Source organism: Synechococcus sp. SynAce01 (assembly GCF_001885215.1).
Lineage (GTDB): Bacteria > Cyanobacteriota > Cyanobacteriia > PCC-6307 > Cyanobiaceae > Regnicoccus > Regnicoccus frigidus.
The window spans coordinates 389,863-403,663 of record NZ_CP018091.1; the positions used below are offsets into that span (position 1 = coordinate 389,863).

Sequence of the window (13,801 nt, forward strand, 5' to 3'; positions counted from 1 at the left end):
GACTTTCAATCAGCCCTGATTGCAGCCGTAGGCCGCCAGTGGTGGCTGTACAGCTGCTCCTGGTGTTCAGGAGGTTGGCCCATGAGCACGAAGTTGCGGATCAGATCGGCCTGGGAGAGCTCCCGGCCGGTTGAGTTCATGCTCTCGAAGATCAGCTGGGGGTTGTCCTGATCCCTGGAGAGGGCCACATCCACCACCAGCAACTTGCTGATCCCGCGGCACACCACCGACAGATCTGTGGCGGGCTTGCGCAGCTGCTCGAGGAAGAAGGCGTGGTTATCGGTGATGCGAATCGAGGGCTTCGGCGGTAGTGGCGCCCCGCGTCCTTCCACCAGAGCGTTCAAGGTGGTGCGATCGGTATCGGAGAGCAGCAGCTTGAAACGCTTGTCGCCCTTTTGGAGCCGGTTGATCAGGTAGTACTCGCGGACCATGTCCGGCGCAAAGCCTTCAATGGGCTCCTGCTGCTCTTCTGGCAACTTCGCGAGCACTTCGGCGAGGGCGGTGAGCAGCAGGGTGACGGTGGTCAGCCGCTGCTGGCCATCGATCACCAACTTGGGCGCCCGCACGGCGAGGTTGCCGAGGCCTTCATCGATGTGCACCACCGAGCCGATGAAGTGGACGCCAATCTCCTCAGAAGCACCAGTCCGGAGGATGTCGGCTCAGAGCTGCTCACATTCCTGACGGGTCCAGGAGTAGGTGCGCTGGTAGATCGGGATGATGAATTGCTGGACTGCGTGCAGGATCTGGAGAAGTTTGGCTTCGGTGGCTTTCATTCGGTGGCCTCTTTTTGGCATGAGGCTGTGAGCTCCCCACGGAATGCGCGGAGATTGAGGGAGGCGAAAAAAGTCTCACCAGCTTTCATGGCCTCGACATGCCGGAGTAGTTCAGTGCGAAGTCTGCGCACCCTCCTTGCAAAGAGATTTTGCTGACTAATCCTAGGAAAGGGAATCTTGAAGCCGCGAATATCGCCAAGAGAAATGAATTTCTGAGTTCCCCCGCGTCCGGCACTTGCGACATGTGATTTGAACAGCTTGCCATCTAGGACTTGACGAACGTACTCAGGGTTCATTCGACTATTTTTGAATTTAATCAGAGCAACGTTTTTGATTGCAAAGTCCGGATCAAAATCAACAACAACCGGGCCGCCGATTGTCCCAATCATCGGCATAATTATATCCCCCCTGTCAACCTTCGACCTTTTGTTAATGTCAATGAAGTCTGCTTCAGAAATTAGTTTGGCACCTGAGTAGTCGATTCTGCCGCGGGAAAAATTCTTCGAAGTCATAAGGGAAAAGCCGACATCGACATACATTGGAGAGTCGTGTGTGCCATCCCGAACGTCACAGACCTCGCCCAAGGCAACTGCCTCCTCTTTGGATACAAGTAGATCGCCAAACATCTCGATGAAGATGGCCTGGCCTAGCTGGTTTAGGCAGACCAGGGCACGCTGACGCTTGCGGCGCAGTTCGTCGGCCTTATCCAAAATCGCCGCGACGCGCCGCTGCTCCTCCAGCAGGGGGAGGGGGATTTCGGCGGATCTGAGTTTTGCCACCGAAAGATGCTTAACGGTAACAAAGGGTGTTTCCTCTTCGATCCGCTTCAGAATGGTCGGAAGAGCGTGATACAGGTAGTCATTATTTAGGACATCTTCCTTCGCAATTGTCCTGCAGACTCGTTGATTAAGCAGGGCAGCAGAACTTTTCCAGCGCTCTCGATTAAATTCTCCATCCATGCCAATCAGAATGTCTCCATTGTTGATCAAATAGTCTGCGTGATAAGGGCCGCTGTAGTAAGTCTTGCTGGTCCCAGGCAGGACATCTCTGATTCGTATTATTGGCAGGCCAACAGGCTCGTCGGAAAAGTAGTCTGATTTGAAGGCGAACCCTGAGAGAAAACTGCATACTTCCCCGAGATAAGCACTGGGCCAGCTCATCGAAGCATCCCCTCCAGCTCCTCGACCTTCTGCAGGATCCCCAGCTCGATCACGCGTGGTTCCGGCAAGTTCTCCAACGGCGGGCGGTGCTCCACCTCTTCATGCACCAGCTCGTTGGTTTGATCAAGCCTGAGGTTGAGCTCCCGCACCATCCCTGTTCGCTGCTGTCGCACCTGGACAGGGCTGGCCATTGGAAAGTCGATATGATCATACTGGCCTGCATACCTTTTCCCGTCCATGGCGCGCTCCAGCCCCCCCGCCGAACGGGTGACCGTGACCATGTCGTCAGAACTGGTCGCCGGAATCGACCGCATCGAGGGCAACCGCAGCCGCTTCGTCGCCGAGGCCGTGCGCCACGAACTGCAGCGGCGCCAAAGGCTTGGACTGCTGCGTTCCCTGGAGGCTCCCCACCCCGACAGCGTCGCCACCGCAGCCCTTGGGCTGGCGGATTGGGCCGAGGCCCTGCCCGAAGGGGACAGTGACCTGCTTGATCCCAGCGCCGGAGTGCCGCTGCATTGGCGGCCGGAATCCGGTTGGCAGGTTGCCGGCTCACCAGATGTCCAGCCATGAACCTGCCCCGGGGCAGCCTGGTGCTGGTGGATCTGGAGCCGACCCTCGGCCATGAACAGCGCGGCACCCGACCCTGCCTGGTGGTAAGTGATCCGGCGGTGAATTCCAGCCAGAGGTTTCCGCTGCTGGCTGTGGTTCCGATCACCGGAACGCCGGCCCCCGGCGCCCTTTATCCGCCCCTGGCCCCCAGGTGCGAGCGGTCTTACCAAGCCCTCCTATGCCCTGGTGGATCAGCTGCGCTCGATCGATAAGCAGCGCATCCGCCGCCGCTACGGCCAGGTGAGCGAGGTGGAGCTGGCCAGCATCGATGCGGGCCTGCGCCTTTATCTCGGCCTGGAGCCTGATCTCGGCTGAAGCAGCTCGTCCGCGACCCCCGTTACCATGACATGTAACCAGCGCTGACGCTGTCATGGAAGCCGAAGCCAACCCGGAGGCTCCCCGATCGGAGGACAGCGCCCAGGAAGCGCGCCGCGCCGCCAACCGCCGCAAGGTGCGGGAGCACCGCCAGCGGCTGCGGGCCCAGGGGATGCGGCCGATCCAGATCTGGGTACCGGATGTGCATGCGCCTGGGTTTGCAGCCGAGGCGCGGCGGCAGTCGCGATTGGCCAACGAAAGCCCGGAAGAGGCCGAGATCCAGGCCTTCATCGATTCGGTGGTCGAGTGGCCCGATGACGAGACCAGCCAGTGAAGCGTGGTGAGCTTTGGACCATGGCCGGAGGATCCGGCTATGCCAGCAAGCCCAGGCCTGTGGTGATCGTTCAGGACGACGCCTTCGCGGCCCGCGACTCGATCGTGGTCTGTCTGATCACCACCGACAACACCGATCTCCCTGTGTTTCGGGTGTGGGTGGAACCCACAGCAGAGAACGGCCTGAAAGCAACGAGTCGCCTGATGGTTGACAAAGTCACCACCGTGGCCAGGAACCGCCTCGGCCAGAAGATCGGCCGCCTGAACGATGACGACGTGATCCGCCTCAACCGATCGTTGCTGGTGTTTCTTGGCCTGGCCCGCTGAGTGGAGATGGGATGGGCTCATCGGAGCATCCCCTCCAGCTCCTCGATCCCCTGCAGGATCTCCTGCTCGATCGCCCGCAGTTCTGCCAGGATTTCCATCGGAGGCCGGTGCTCCACCTCTTCGTAGATCAGCTCCTTGTAGCGGTTGAGGCTGAGGTCATAGCCCTGGGCCACGATTTCCGCCTTGGGCACGCAGAAGCTCTGCTCCGTGCGCGCCCGTTCGCGCTCTGAGCTTGTGCGTTCCTTCCAGCGGGCCAGGGCATCGGGCAGGTTGTTCTTGGCGTGCTCGCCTTCTTGTAAAGGCTCTTTCGGCGCAGGCCCCAGCTTCTCGAGCGGCAGCAGAGGATTGCGCTTGTCGTCGAGGCTCCAGCCATCGGCGCTCATGTCGTAGAACCACACCTGATCGGTACCGCCACGGCCGGTTTTGGTGAACAGCAGGATCGCCGTGCTCACGCCTGCATAGGGGCGGAACACCCCGCTCGGCAGCGACACCACGCCTTCGAGAAAGTGATCGTCCACCAGAGTGCGGCGCAGTTCTTGTGGGCCTTGCTGGAGCCGAACAGCACCCCATCGGGCACGATCACCGCTGCCCGGCCACCGGGTTTGAGCAGCTGCAGGAACAAGGCCATGAACAGCAACTCGGTTTTCTTGGTTTTCACCACCCGTTGCAGCTTGCCGCTGGTGCTTTCGAAATCCAGCGAGCCAGCAAAAGGCGGATTGGCAAGAATCAGGGAGTAGCGATTCTCCTCGAGCGCACCGTCTTCAGAGAGGGAATCGCGATAGCTCACATCGGGGTTCTCCACCCCGTGCAAGAGCATGTTCATCGAGCCGATGCGCAGCATCGTGCTGTCGAAATCAAAACCATGGAACAGGCCATGGTTGAAGTGCTCGCGCTGCTGGGTGTCGCTGAATAGCTCCGGGTGGTGCTCGCGCAGGTATTCGCCCACCGCCACCGGAAAGCCGCAGGTGCCGCAGGCCGGATCGGCCATCACGTCGGTGGGCTTGGGCTCCGTCATCGCCACCATCAGCTCGATGATGTGGCGCGGTGTGCGGAACTGGCCGTTGGTGCCGGCGGTGGCCAGCTTGCCCAGCATGTACTCGTAGATGTCGCCCTTGGTGTCGCGATCCGCCATCGGCACCGCATCCAGGAGATCGACCACCTTGGCCAGGAGGGCGGCAGTGGGGATCGTGAAACGCGCGTCCTTCATGTGGCTGGCAAAAGCCGAGCCATCGCCGCCAAGGGTGCGCAGGAAGGGGAACACGCGCTCGCCCACCAGCTCGAACATCTCGGTGGCGGCCAGCTGTTTGAAGCGGCTCCAGCGCAGCCGCTCGTAAGGGCGCTCCTGCGGGTCATTGCCTTCGGGATAAAGCCGCCGCACCATCGGCTGCCCGGTGCGCAGGGCCTTGCGCTCCTACAGGGTTTCCAGCTCATCGAGGCGGCGGATGAACAGCAGGTAGGTGAGCTGCTCCAGCACCTCCAGGGGGTTGGCGATGCCGCCACTCCAGAAGGCATTCCAGATGCCATCGATCTGGTTGCGCAGCTCGCCGGTGAGCGCCGAGGCGGCGGTGGTTCCGGCGGCGATGGTGGGCGCGGCGGTGGCGGCCGCACCGTTGCCATTGCGGCGGCTGCGGCCATTCCCGGATGCAGAGGCCTGCCTGGGCGGTGGGCTGATCCCGGCGGCCTTCAAGCCGCCACCAGGGCCACGGGCTTTCTCGGCGGCGCCCATGGCCACCACATGATCCTTGGCAGCTTCGAATTCCTCATCGCTGAAGGGTTCATCGGCCAGATCCAACAGATCAGCGCGCAACTCCGCATTGCTGAGCCTGCTGCCATCTTCTGGGATCAAGGCGAGCAGGGCGTCGGTGAGATCGGTGCGGGCGGCCATCAGGGGCAGATTGCGGAAAAAGATTGGGGCGCGAACGTTCTATAGAAACGCAGTTTGACATTCGCATCGGGATGGCCACATTGTCTGGGTCAAGTCTGGACAACAATCCGTTCGGCCAAATCACTGATGATTTCGGCTATGGGAATCCTGGAGTCAGGCTGGGATCGCGTACACAGGTCAAGGCAGAGTCGAACCCCCCGTCGCATTCAGCCGCTTGCGATTGTTGCGGCAGCGATCGGAGCAATAAAGCACCTCGTCCCAAACGTTCTTCCACTTTTTTCGACACTGGAAGGGGCGCCCGCAAACCGGGCAGATTTTGGTGGGGCGATTGGCGTGATGGGGCATCGGGTTGTTGCCTATTTGGCGATCGCCTTCCAGATCCACCAAGCCACCAGGCCGAGAAGCACCCAGGGAAGCAAGGCCCTGAACACCAGCAATACCAGCACGAGCAGCCCAGCGGAAACCACAGTCCGCTTGGTCAGCGCCTTTGCCTCATCGGTCATGAAGCTCCAACGGGGAATCAGGGACATCGGCAATCAAGGGTTGTCCCCGGCAAGCTACCGCCCTTTGCTGGCCGTGGTTTCCAGCCCACCAGACAACAGCGCAAGATGCGGCGGCATCTCAGCGGTGGGTCGGGATCTGGAGGGGCGCAATCCGATCGGACTGTTCATCGGTAGTAGGGGGCGAGGGATCTCCGTTGCCTTGGCCCAAGGCTTTAACCCTTCTTCCACCATACAAATTCATCATGGCTCCCATCGTCACCCAGTCGATTCCGAAGTTCGCGGCCATCGCAATCCTCGGCGTTGGCATCACCACGGCTTTCAGCAACCCGCAAGGCGTTCAAAAGTTCGTCTCCGAGGCGATCTCCCATCCCGCCCAGGCCCAAACCACGGGGAAGCTGGCGCAACAACTGCAAGGCAAGCCAGTTGTTGTCGACGTCTATGCAAGCTGGTGCTCTGCCTGTAAAAACATCGCTCCAACCCTCTCCCAGCTCAAGCAGAAATATGCAGGAGCCGTGAACTTCGTTGTTTTAGATGTCTCAGATAGGGCCTCTACAGCCAAATCCGAAGCAACCGCCCGCAAGCTTGGGCTCAGCAATTTCTTTGCTGCCAACAAAACCCAGACAGGTTCCCTCACCATCATTGATCCTGCAACAGGCAAGATCCTGGCGCAACATCGCAACAACCCAAACAAATCAGCCTACACAAAAGTTCTTGACGCTGCAATCTCAAGGAAATAAAGTCATCAACCTCCTAAGCATCAATCCAAAGCAGATTCTTCTGCCATAGGGTTCATGCTTAAGCCCTTCATCCAGCCATCCCAGCGTGTTGAACCGCCAGTGACCAACAGTCACTGGCCTTTATCTTCGTTGGTTGAGCTCATTGGAAGCCACTTCTGTTCGCGCAAGCCCACTGACGCCACGCTCAGCTCCCAGCACCATCGCCAACGCATTGACGCATGGGCTTGCTGCAATCACAGCCATGCCTGGCTGTGATTTCGCCATAAGAAACTATCAGCCAGCAGCACTGAAGCGCTAACTCCAGAAGGTCAACTCCACCCCGTGATCACTATGAATCTTCTAGAAATCCAAACCCAGAGCCAGACACCATGACGCGCGCGCACAGACGCAGAAGGAGCCCCTTTCAGATGCCAAGACAATGGAAACTGTTTGGCGCCCTGGTCCTAACCGGCTTACTGATCGCCCTGCTGGCCACTGGCCCCCTATCGCTAGCTGTCTACCGCCTGATTTCAATCGTTGAGAATCACTATCAAGAATGGTTCTCCCAGCAGGATGCGGCCAATCCATTCGTACTGCTTCCTCTTGCCTTTACCGGAGGATTGATTGCCAGTGTTTCCCCCTGCATACTGGCGATGCTGCCAATCAACCTGAGCTATATCGGCACACGCAATATCACCTCACGGCAAGACGCCTTCAACAAAGCGGGATTATTCGTTCTTGGCAATGTAGTAATCTTAAGCCTATTCGGCCTGGCCTCCTCCTTCGCGGGCCTAGTGATGATCGAATATCGCGGTTTTATCAATATTGCCGTTGGAGCGATCATCTTGTTGATGGGATGTAGCTTATTGGGAGTGATCAAGGTGCCGCTTCCTCAAGTCAATGTTGGTAGTTCAACGGTTGGTCCTTTTGGCGTGGGTTTGACTTTTGCCTTGGTCAGCTCTCCTTGCTCCAGTCCGGTGTTGTTCGCAGTGCTTGCCGCTGCCGCTGCAAGCGGCTCTCAGCCACTCGCTGTGCTAACGATGACAAGCTATGCCCTGGGCTACACAATTATTATATTTTTAGCAAGTTTGTTGGCTGGGTTTGCCAAACAAGCCAAGCTATTACTGGAATATTCCGAAGAAATCACCAAGTTCGGCAGTATCGCCTTGATCCTGGCAGGACTGTACTATCTCATCACAGGGGTAGGCTGGTTTATGGTCTAACTCCAGCTCAATTCCACAGCAGCCATCGTGATTGCCCTGGGATGCAGCCCCCAAACGCAATAGTCAAGGCTTCATTCAAGCAAAGAACGAGAGCATTGGGAGTTGAAGCTCAAGAGAGATCACAGCTCGCGCCGATCACTACAGCGGGGCTTTCGCTGATGCGCTCAAACAGATCAAGGCTCTCTCGGTTGAGATTCAACACTTTCACGCTGGAGCCGGCCTGGCGACGTTTGCGGATCACCTGATCGAGGGCGCGTGTGCCAGTCTGATCCCAGATCCGTGCCTCAGCCATATCAATGGTGATGCAGGGTGGGAACCGATGCTGACTGAAGCCAGCCAGAAAATAAACGGCGCTGACAAAGAACAACTGACCACGCACGGTGTAGTGAATGTGTTCATCCGTCAACCAGGTGGATTCCACAGAAATCACTTTCGCCACCTTGCGGCTGAACAGAATCCCCGCCTGGGCCACGCCAACCACAACAGCGATCGCCAGATTGCGCGTCAGCAGAGCCAGCACCAAGGTGGTGACCATGATCGAACTATCGCTCTTGGGCAGCTTTCCCATCTTCAGGAACGACTGCCAGTTCACCGTGCTGAACGACACCATCAGCATCACCGCGACCAGGGCCGCCATCGGAATGCGCGCCAGCCAGCCGCTCAGTGAGATCACAAGGATCAACAGAGACACCCCTGCTGTGAGGGTGGAGAGGCGGTAGCGACCGCCGGATTCGATGTTGATCACACTCTGGCCAATCATGCCGGCACCTGCCATGCCGCCAAACAGGCCGGCAACGATGTTGGCGATGCCCTGAGCCCTGGCTTCGGCTTCATAATCCGAGTCTTCATCCACCAGGCCTTCCACCACATTGGCTGTGAGAAACGACTGCAGCAGCCCAACAAACGAGATCGCCAACGCTGTGGGCAGGATGATGGCGAGGCTGTCGAAAGAAGCGGTGATCGTCGGAATAGCAAAGACTGGCAGGTTCGAAGGAAGTTGGCCCAGATCTCCCACCCGCGGCACCGGCAACTGCCACACCTCGGCGATCACGCCGATCACCACAATCGCCACCAAGGTGGAGGGCACCCGTTTGGTGAGGCGGGGAAGGCCGTAGATGATCACCAGCCCAAGAGCAACCAGAGCCCACACGATCGGCCAGCTCACAGCCTCCACCCCCACCAGCGGTGAAGGGGTGTCCACACCCAGGCGGCCAAAACCGAGCTGAGGCAACTGGGCCAGAAAGATCAGCACCCCGATTGAATTCACGAAGCCCAACGTGACCGAACGGGGCACGAAACGCATCTGCTGGGAAAGGCGCAAGTAACCCCAGGCGATCTGAAACAGGCCCGCCAAAATACAGGCGGCGAGCAGATAGCTGAGGCCATGGGATTGCACTAACCCGCCCATCAACAGAGCCACACCGGCCGTGCAGGCCGACACCATGCCTGGCCTTCCGCCCAGCAGGGCTACCACGATCAGAATGCAGATCGAGCCAAACAGACCCACCTGCGGATCCACCCCGGCCACGATCGAGAAGGCGATGGCCTCGGGGATGATGCCCAGGGCGACCACGAGGCCAGCGAGTAATTCCTTGGGTAACGCTTGGCGATTGGGGATCAGTGACCAGCCGTGCAGCACAGGAAATCAACGTTGAAGGGAGTTGAGATCATGCTACGTAGCGGCCTTCGGCTTACGGAAAACCCGAAACCACGTTAGATCATTACGCTCCGGAATTAGCTTGCAAAATGAAGTTTCAGGTTGAAATGACGGAAAGGCAACTGGGCCCAAGGAGCCTGGCTTTTCCGATAAGATGCTCCTACGTACCGATCGTGAATAGAAGTTGCAACGCCGCGAATCCCACTAGACAGGTGGCGGCAAGTAACGAGATGGTCTGTAACACAATCGAATCCTCCTGCCTCTTCTGTCCCCCTAAGGCTGGCTGGTCATTCGCCCCAATGCAAGGCCAGTGCGGAGAACGACAAACACATTCGTAGATGAAGTTGTGTTGCTGATGGTACCAACGCCCTTGGCCGCCCTCAGGACACGAATCGTCGGTAGAGCCAGCGCACAAAACCACCCAGCACAGGCACCGGTGCAAAGGTGGGTCCAACGAAATCGAAGTAGTCGCGATGCTCAACGATTTTTCCGTTGGCACCGATGCAAAGGCTGGTGGTGCCGGGATAAACAAACTCCAACCCCTTGATCTTCAGGCCCATCGTCCACTCCACAAAGGCGGTGTCGCCACTGAGCGCCACTGCAACGGGCTCAAGGAAGACGTCGTCGCAGCGACGCATCAGCCCCTCCTGAGCCTGGATGTAGGCGTCAATGCCTCGTTTCTCCTGGGTTGGATCCTGAAAATAGACCGACTCGTCATAAACGGCTCGCCATTGCTCGGCAGCAGGTCCGGCAACGCCATAGGGCTTGGTGAACAGGGCACGGAGCGACTCTTCAGTGAGCGGCGGCATCGGGACCCGATTCATGGCAGCTCGATGGAGCGGGGGACATTTTGATGGTGACGGACTGAACTTTCAAGGCAGAGCGTCGGATCCGCTAGCCGACGCACCGAAATCCTCAGAAACAGAAAGGCAAGAATTTGGTGTGACAGGCGGCGTAGCCATCGACAAGGGGACCAAGACCAATTTGGTGGACGATGCCCGCTCCGGTAAGTCCTTCCACGACAACACCGATCAAGAGTCCAACCATGGCGGCACGGCCATTAAAGAGTTCAGCTCTTTTGAGTTGGTCCAGATGGATCTGCTCGGTGGAGTAGTCGTTGAAGTTGCGATTGCCGGGATTAGATGTTGTCATCAATTTTAGTTGAGAAAAAAGAATTTGAATTGATCCGACCTGATCGGAGCGGATCTGAACTAGTCAGAGCTGATCTGGCATGAAATGAGCAAAGACCGGAAGAGTCAACCGATCTTTACGAGCAGTCGGACGACTCTCGGGCGACTGGGAGAGTGATTGGAATGGAATCACCCATTGTTTTGACCTTCAGCGAGGGTCACGCGAGAGATCAGTTGGTCGGGAAAAGATGTAGCCCACCATGACGGTGAGGACCACCACAAGGCCGATCATGCTGGCGATGGCTGCGCTGTAATCACCATTCATGCTGATCAACCCAAGCCGATTTGGGTGAGGATGCCTTGTCCAGTGAGCAGTTCGGTGCCGAGGCCGATGACGAAACCAAGCATGGCCAGCCGGCCATTCCAGGTTTCAGCGAAGGCAACAAAACCGAAGCGGGAAGTGGAATCAGCCATGAAGGTTTCGAAATGCTGCAATCACTGTAACAGATCGTAACGAGCTGCGTTGGGCTGGCCTCTGCTGGTGAGTTCCGATCCCCCCTCGATCCCTCTTTCTCCGGTTTACGGCCAACACGGGCGAGAGGGCCCAGGCGGGGGTGCAGGCTGAAATCATCGACACAACGGACTCCCCATGAAAGAACTGACACGTCCCTGGCTGGCTGGAGGAATCCTGGCTGCGGCGGTGCTGCTGCAGGCCCCAGCCCAGGCCGGAACCCTCTCGGGCACGGCGAGCTACCGGGAACGCATCGCCCTACCGCCTGATGCGGTGTTCGAGGCGGTGCTTGAAGACGTGGCCGTAGCCGACGCACCGGCCCGGGTGATCGGCCGTGTGCGCCTGGAGCCGGCGGGACAGTCGCCGTTTCGCTTCTCGATCCCCTACCGCGAAGCCGACCTGACCCCTGGCGGGCGCTATTCAGTACGCGCAAGCGTGCGCCAGGGCGGCCGGCTGCTGTTCACCACCGATACGATCAGCCCAGTGCTCAAGGGCGGCGCCAGCCAACCACTGAGCCTGCAGATGGTGCGGGTGGGTGCGGGCCGTGAGCCCTCGCCGCAGGGTCCCTTGGGCCGCTTGCCGGCCAGCTGGCGGGGGGATCTGCCCGCCGCCAGCGGCAGCAGCCGCTGGCAGCTGGACCTGCTCACCGACAGCAGCTATCAGCTGCGTCAGACCTATCTGGATCGCCCAGCGCCGAACAGCTTCGATGACATCGGCCGCTGGCGTCTTGAGACGCCCAGCAACCGCCTGGTGCTCAAAGGCGGACTTGATTAGGCAGCAAGCTCCGCAGGCAGCCCTTTTGGGACCTAGGCTGGTACGCATATACCAGTCGTCACTGCCATGGCTATGAATCGGATCCAGTTCCAGGCCAGCCTGTCGCTGCCCCAGTTTATTGAGCTCTACGGAACCGAGCAAAAATGTGAAGTTGCCCTGGAACAGGCGCGCTGGCCTGATGGTTTCCGTTGCCCACGTTGTGAGGGCAAGGAGTACGGGCTCATCATTGGCAGGCGCCACAAGCGCTATCAGTGCCGGAGCTGTCGTCATCAAGCCACCCTCACGGCCGGTACCATCTTGGAGGCAACAAAGTTACCTCTGACCACCTGGTTCCTTGCCTTCTACCTCGTCGGCCAAGCCAAGACAGGAATCTCCTCACTAGCTCTGAGGCGTCATCTCGGTGTGAACTACCGAACGGCATGGTTGCTTCAGAACAAGATCATGCAGGCAATGAAAGAACGTGATGGCGCCTATGTCCTCAGAGGAAGGGTGCAGGTGGATGATGCCTACCTTGGCGGAGAACGCTGTGGTGGCAAGCCTGGTCGTGGATCGGAGAACAAGGTGCCGGTCGTGGCAGCCGTCTCTGTCGATGAGGCGGGCCACCCCCGGTATATAAAACTTGCCACCGTGCCCACGTTCTCTTTTGCCGCTATTGCTGATTGGGCCCAAGATTCACTGGCGATAGGCTGTGAAGTGATCTCCGATGGGCTGGCTTGCTTTCGCGCCGTTGCAGAAGTCGGTTGCTTCCATCATCCTGTGGTCGTAAAGGGTCGTCATCCCAATGAATTACCAGAATTCCGTTGGATTAACACGGTGCTCAGCAACTTGAAAACCAGCTTCAGCGGCAGCTTCCATGCCCTTCGCTTCGAAAAGTACGCTGATCGCTACTTGGGCGCCTTCAGCTACCGCTTCAATCGGCGGTTCAATCTGGCGGCAATGACCGAGCGTGTGGTTCATGCCATCTGCAGCTGTCAAGCACGGCCGGAACGACTCCTGAGGTGTGCGGAGTTTGCTACCTAATCGAGAAGGCGGAAGGGAAGCGCCCGTTTTTCTGCAGGCTCTGGAGGGCGGCGGCGCCCTGGCCAAACTCGATCTCAAGGGCGAGCCGATTCGCTCGCGCCTGAACGATCGTCTACAGCGCTTGCCGGCACCCGAGCTGCTGGAGCCGCGCCTGCACCTGATGGGGATGTTCCGCTATCTGGCTGATGCGGCCAACATCCGGCTCTGCGCCACCGGCACCCGCCTACCGGTGGTCAAGGAGGGCGACTTCATTCAGTTGGAGAAGGCCTACCTGGGGGCCCTTCCGGCTGGAGCGGCCGGAGAGCCGCTGTTGGTGAACCTGGAGGGGCTGATCGCCCAGCGTCCCTCAGCTGAGCCGGGCCGGGGGCCGGAGCGCACCTTGGTGGTGGAGCGTTTTGTGGGGGTGCATCCCGGCAAGGGCTGCCCACCGGTTATGGCTGCCTCAAGCGGTTCTTCAAAATCGGCTGTCGCTCCTACGCCCAAGCCCTCCCTGCGCGGCACCCTCTGGCGGCTGCAGGCCCTGCAGGGCGAAGACGGACCCAAGCTGATTGCCCCGCCAGGCCAGCCGGTGGAGCTGCAGCTCGATGCCGAATCGGGGCGAGTCAGCGGCAGCGGCGGTTGCAACCGCCTGATCGGCGGCTTCCAGCTCAGCGGTGAACTGCTCAGCTTCTCCAAACTGGCTGGCACCAAAATGGCCTGCCCGCCCCCCGTGATGGACTTTGAGCGCCGCTACAACACGGCCCTCGGGCAGGTGCGCCGCTGGAGCCTCGACAAGCAGAACCTGCTGCTGCAGAACGAGCAAGGGCGCACGCTGCTGCTGTTCAAGCCCGCCCCATCAGAGCGATGACAACAGCGATCACAGCGT

The 13,801-nt window shown here is 59.2% G+C and carries 23 protein-coding genes; 10 read left to right on the forward strand and 13 right to left on the reverse strand.

Annotated features, from left to right (window positions below; all coding sequences use genetic code 11):
- Positions 1-5: 5 nt before the first annotated feature.
- From BM449_RS02040 to BM449_RS02050, 4 genes are read right to left on the reverse strand one after another with little or no spacing between them, the layout of a single operon-like run.
- Entirely contained in the window at positions 6-653 is a 648-nt protein-coding gene (locus BM449_RS02040; protein ID WP_343232327.1) for a DUF262 domain-containing protein, read from the reverse strand.
- A 6-nt stretch (positions 654-659) separates the two neighbouring features.
- Positions 660-773, reverse strand: a complete 114-nt coding sequence (locus BM449_RS15290) for a DUF262 domain-containing protein (RefSeq protein ID WP_222428285.1) — start codon at positions 771-773, stop codon at positions 660-662.
- Positions 770-1,933, reverse strand: a complete 1,164-nt coding sequence (locus tag BM449_RS02045) for a restriction endonuclease subunit S (RefSeq protein ID WP_071799870.1) — start codon at positions 1,931-1,933, stop codon at positions 770-772. The genes BM449_RS15290 and BM449_RS02045 overlap by 4 nt, the downstream gene beginning before the upstream one ends.
- Positions 1,930-2,124 (reverse strand): hypothetical protein, encoded by a 195-nt coding sequence (locus BM449_RS02050; RefSeq protein ID WP_145537307.1) that lies wholly within the window; start codon positions 2,122-2,124, stop codon positions 1,930-1,932. Before BM449_RS02050 ends, BM449_RS02045 begins: the two co-directional genes overlap by 4 nt.
- Before the next feature lie 46 nt (positions 2,125-2,170).
- Here BM449_RS02050 and BM449_RS02055 point away from each other — a divergent pair, with 46 nt between their 5' ends.
- The 5 genes from BM449_RS02055 to BM449_RS02075 are packed head-to-tail and all read left to right on the forward strand — an operon-like array spanning position 2,171 to position 3,517.
- Positions 2,171-2,503, forward strand: a complete 333-nt coding sequence (locus BM449_RS02055; RefSeq protein WP_145537304.1) for a ribbon-helix-helix domain-containing protein — start codon at positions 2,171-2,173, stop codon at positions 2,501-2,503.
- A complete protein-coding gene (locus BM449_RS02060; protein ID WP_071799875.1) occupies positions 2,500-2,754 on the forward strand; it encodes a type II toxin-antitoxin system PemK/MazF family toxin in 255 nt (84 codons plus the stop codon). The genes BM449_RS02055 and BM449_RS02060 overlap by 4 nt, the downstream gene beginning before the upstream one ends.
- A complete protein-coding gene (locus BM449_RS15480; RefSeq protein WP_186437674.1) occupies positions 2,729-2,857 on the forward strand; it encodes a type II toxin-antitoxin system PemK/MazF family toxin in 129 nt (42 codons plus the stop codon). The genes BM449_RS02060 and BM449_RS15480 overlap by 26 nt, the downstream gene beginning before the upstream one ends.
- Before the next feature lie 55 nt (positions 2,858-2,912).
- Positions 2,913-3,191 carry an antitoxin MazE family protein gene (locus BM449_RS02070; protein ID WP_083544341.1) on the forward strand — a complete coding sequence of 93 codons (279 nt, stop codon included), beginning with the start codon at positions 2,913-2,915 and terminating at the stop codon, positions 3,189-3,191.
- Positions 3,188-3,517, forward strand: a complete 330-nt coding sequence (locus BM449_RS02075; protein ID WP_071799876.1) for a type II toxin-antitoxin system PemK/MazF family toxin — start codon at positions 3,188-3,190, stop codon at positions 3,515-3,517. Before BM449_RS02070 ends, BM449_RS02075 begins: the two co-directional genes overlap by 4 nt.
- 17 nt (positions 3,518-3,534) lie before the next feature.
- Here BM449_RS02075 and BM449_RS15485 read toward each other — a convergent pair whose 3' ends face one another.
- The 5 genes from BM449_RS15485 to BM449_RS14895 form a co-directional block, all read right to left on the reverse strand.
- Entirely contained in the window at positions 3,535-4,035 is a 501-nt protein-coding gene (locus BM449_RS15485; RefSeq protein WP_343232325.1) for an N-6 DNA methylase, read from the reverse strand.
- The gene (locus BM449_RS15490) at positions 3,966-4,898 is read right to left on the reverse strand and encodes a class I SAM-dependent DNA methyltransferase (RefSeq protein WP_250638236.1); all 933 of its coding nucleotides are present in this window, start codon (positions 4,896-4,898) and stop codon (positions 3,966-3,968) included. Before BM449_RS15490 ends, BM449_RS15485 begins: the two co-directional genes overlap by 70 nt.
- Positions 4,899-4,928: 30 nt before the next feature.
- Positions 4,929-5,402 (reverse strand): type I restriction-modification system subunit M N-terminal domain-containing protein, encoded by a 474-nt coding sequence (locus tag BM449_RS15300; protein ID WP_233830974.1) that lies wholly within the window; start codon positions 5,400-5,402, stop codon positions 4,929-4,931.
- Positions 5,403-5,579: 177 nt separating this feature from the next.
- Complete coding sequence (locus BM449_RS02085) at positions 5,580-5,747, reverse strand: DUF2256 domain-containing protein (RefSeq protein WP_071799877.1); 168 nt, start codon at positions 5,745-5,747, stop codon at positions 5,580-5,582.
- An 11-nt stretch (positions 5,748-5,758) separates the two neighbouring features.
- Complete coding sequence (locus BM449_RS14895) at positions 5,759-5,932, reverse strand: hypothetical protein (protein WP_162922831.1); 174 nt, start codon at positions 5,930-5,932, stop codon at positions 5,759-5,761.
- A 215-nt stretch (positions 5,933-6,147) separates the two neighbouring features.
- Here BM449_RS14895 and BM449_RS02090 point away from each other — a divergent pair, with 215 nt between their 5' ends.
- A complete protein-coding gene (locus BM449_RS02090; protein ID WP_071799878.1) occupies positions 6,148-6,642 on the forward strand; it encodes a thioredoxin domain-containing protein in 495 nt (164 codons plus the stop codon).
- 407 nt (positions 6,643-7,049) lie between these two features.
- Positions 7,050-7,844 carry a cytochrome c biogenesis protein CcdA gene (locus tag BM449_RS02095; RefSeq protein ID WP_205526848.1) on the forward strand — a complete coding sequence of 265 codons (795 nt, stop codon included), beginning with the start codon at positions 7,050-7,052 and terminating at the stop codon, positions 7,842-7,844.
- A 109-nt stretch (positions 7,845-7,953) separates the two neighbouring features.
- Here the strand turns inward: BM449_RS02095 and BM449_RS02100 are convergent, their stop codons facing one another.
- From BM449_RS02100 to BM449_RS02115, 4 genes are all read right to left on the reverse strand, one after another.
- On the reverse strand, positions 7,954-9,483 hold the full coding sequence (locus tag BM449_RS02100; protein ID WP_071799880.1) for a SulP family inorganic anion transporter: 1,530 nt from the start codon (positions 9,481-9,483) through the stop codon (positions 7,954-7,956).
- Between the two features lie 398 nt (positions 9,484-9,881).
- Positions 9,882-10,325, reverse strand: coding sequence for a nuclear transport factor 2 family protein (locus BM449_RS02105; RefSeq protein ID WP_071799881.1), 444 nt, complete (start codon positions 10,323-10,325; stop codon positions 9,882-9,884).
- A 91-nt stretch (positions 10,326-10,416) separates the two neighbouring features.
- On the reverse strand, positions 10,417-10,653 hold the full coding sequence (locus BM449_RS02110) for a chlorophyll a/b-binding protein (protein ID WP_071801867.1): 237 nt from the start codon (positions 10,651-10,653) through the stop codon (positions 10,417-10,419).
- Between the two features lie 308 nt (positions 10,654-10,961).
- The gene (locus BM449_RS02115; protein WP_071801868.1) at positions 10,962-11,105 is read right to left on the reverse strand and encodes a chlorophyll a/b-binding protein; all 144 of its coding nucleotides are present in this window, start codon (positions 11,103-11,105) and stop codon (positions 10,962-10,964) included.
- Positions 11,106-11,280: 175 nt separating this feature from the next.
- Between BM449_RS02115 and BM449_RS02120 the strand changes: the two genes are divergently transcribed.
- The 3 genes from BM449_RS02120 (at position 11,281) to BM449_RS02130 (ending at position 13,783) form a co-directional block, all read left to right on the forward strand.
- Positions 11,281-11,916 carry a YbaY family lipoprotein gene (locus BM449_RS02120; RefSeq protein WP_071799882.1) on the forward strand — a complete coding sequence of 212 codons (636 nt, stop codon included), beginning with the start codon at positions 11,281-11,283 and terminating at the stop codon, positions 11,914-11,916.
- 66 nt (positions 11,917-11,982) lie between these two features.
- Complete coding sequence (locus BM449_RS02125) at positions 11,983-12,936, forward strand: IS1595 family transposase (RefSeq protein WP_071799713.1); 954 nt, start codon at positions 11,983-11,985, stop codon at positions 12,934-12,936.
- Positions 12,926-13,783: an META domain-containing protein gene (locus BM449_RS02130; protein WP_071799883.1), complete on the forward strand. Its 858-nt coding sequence runs from the start codon at positions 12,926-12,928 to the stop codon at positions 13,781-13,783. Before BM449_RS02125 ends, BM449_RS02130 begins: the two co-directional genes overlap by 11 nt.
- Positions 13,784-13,801 lie beyond the last annotated feature (18 nt).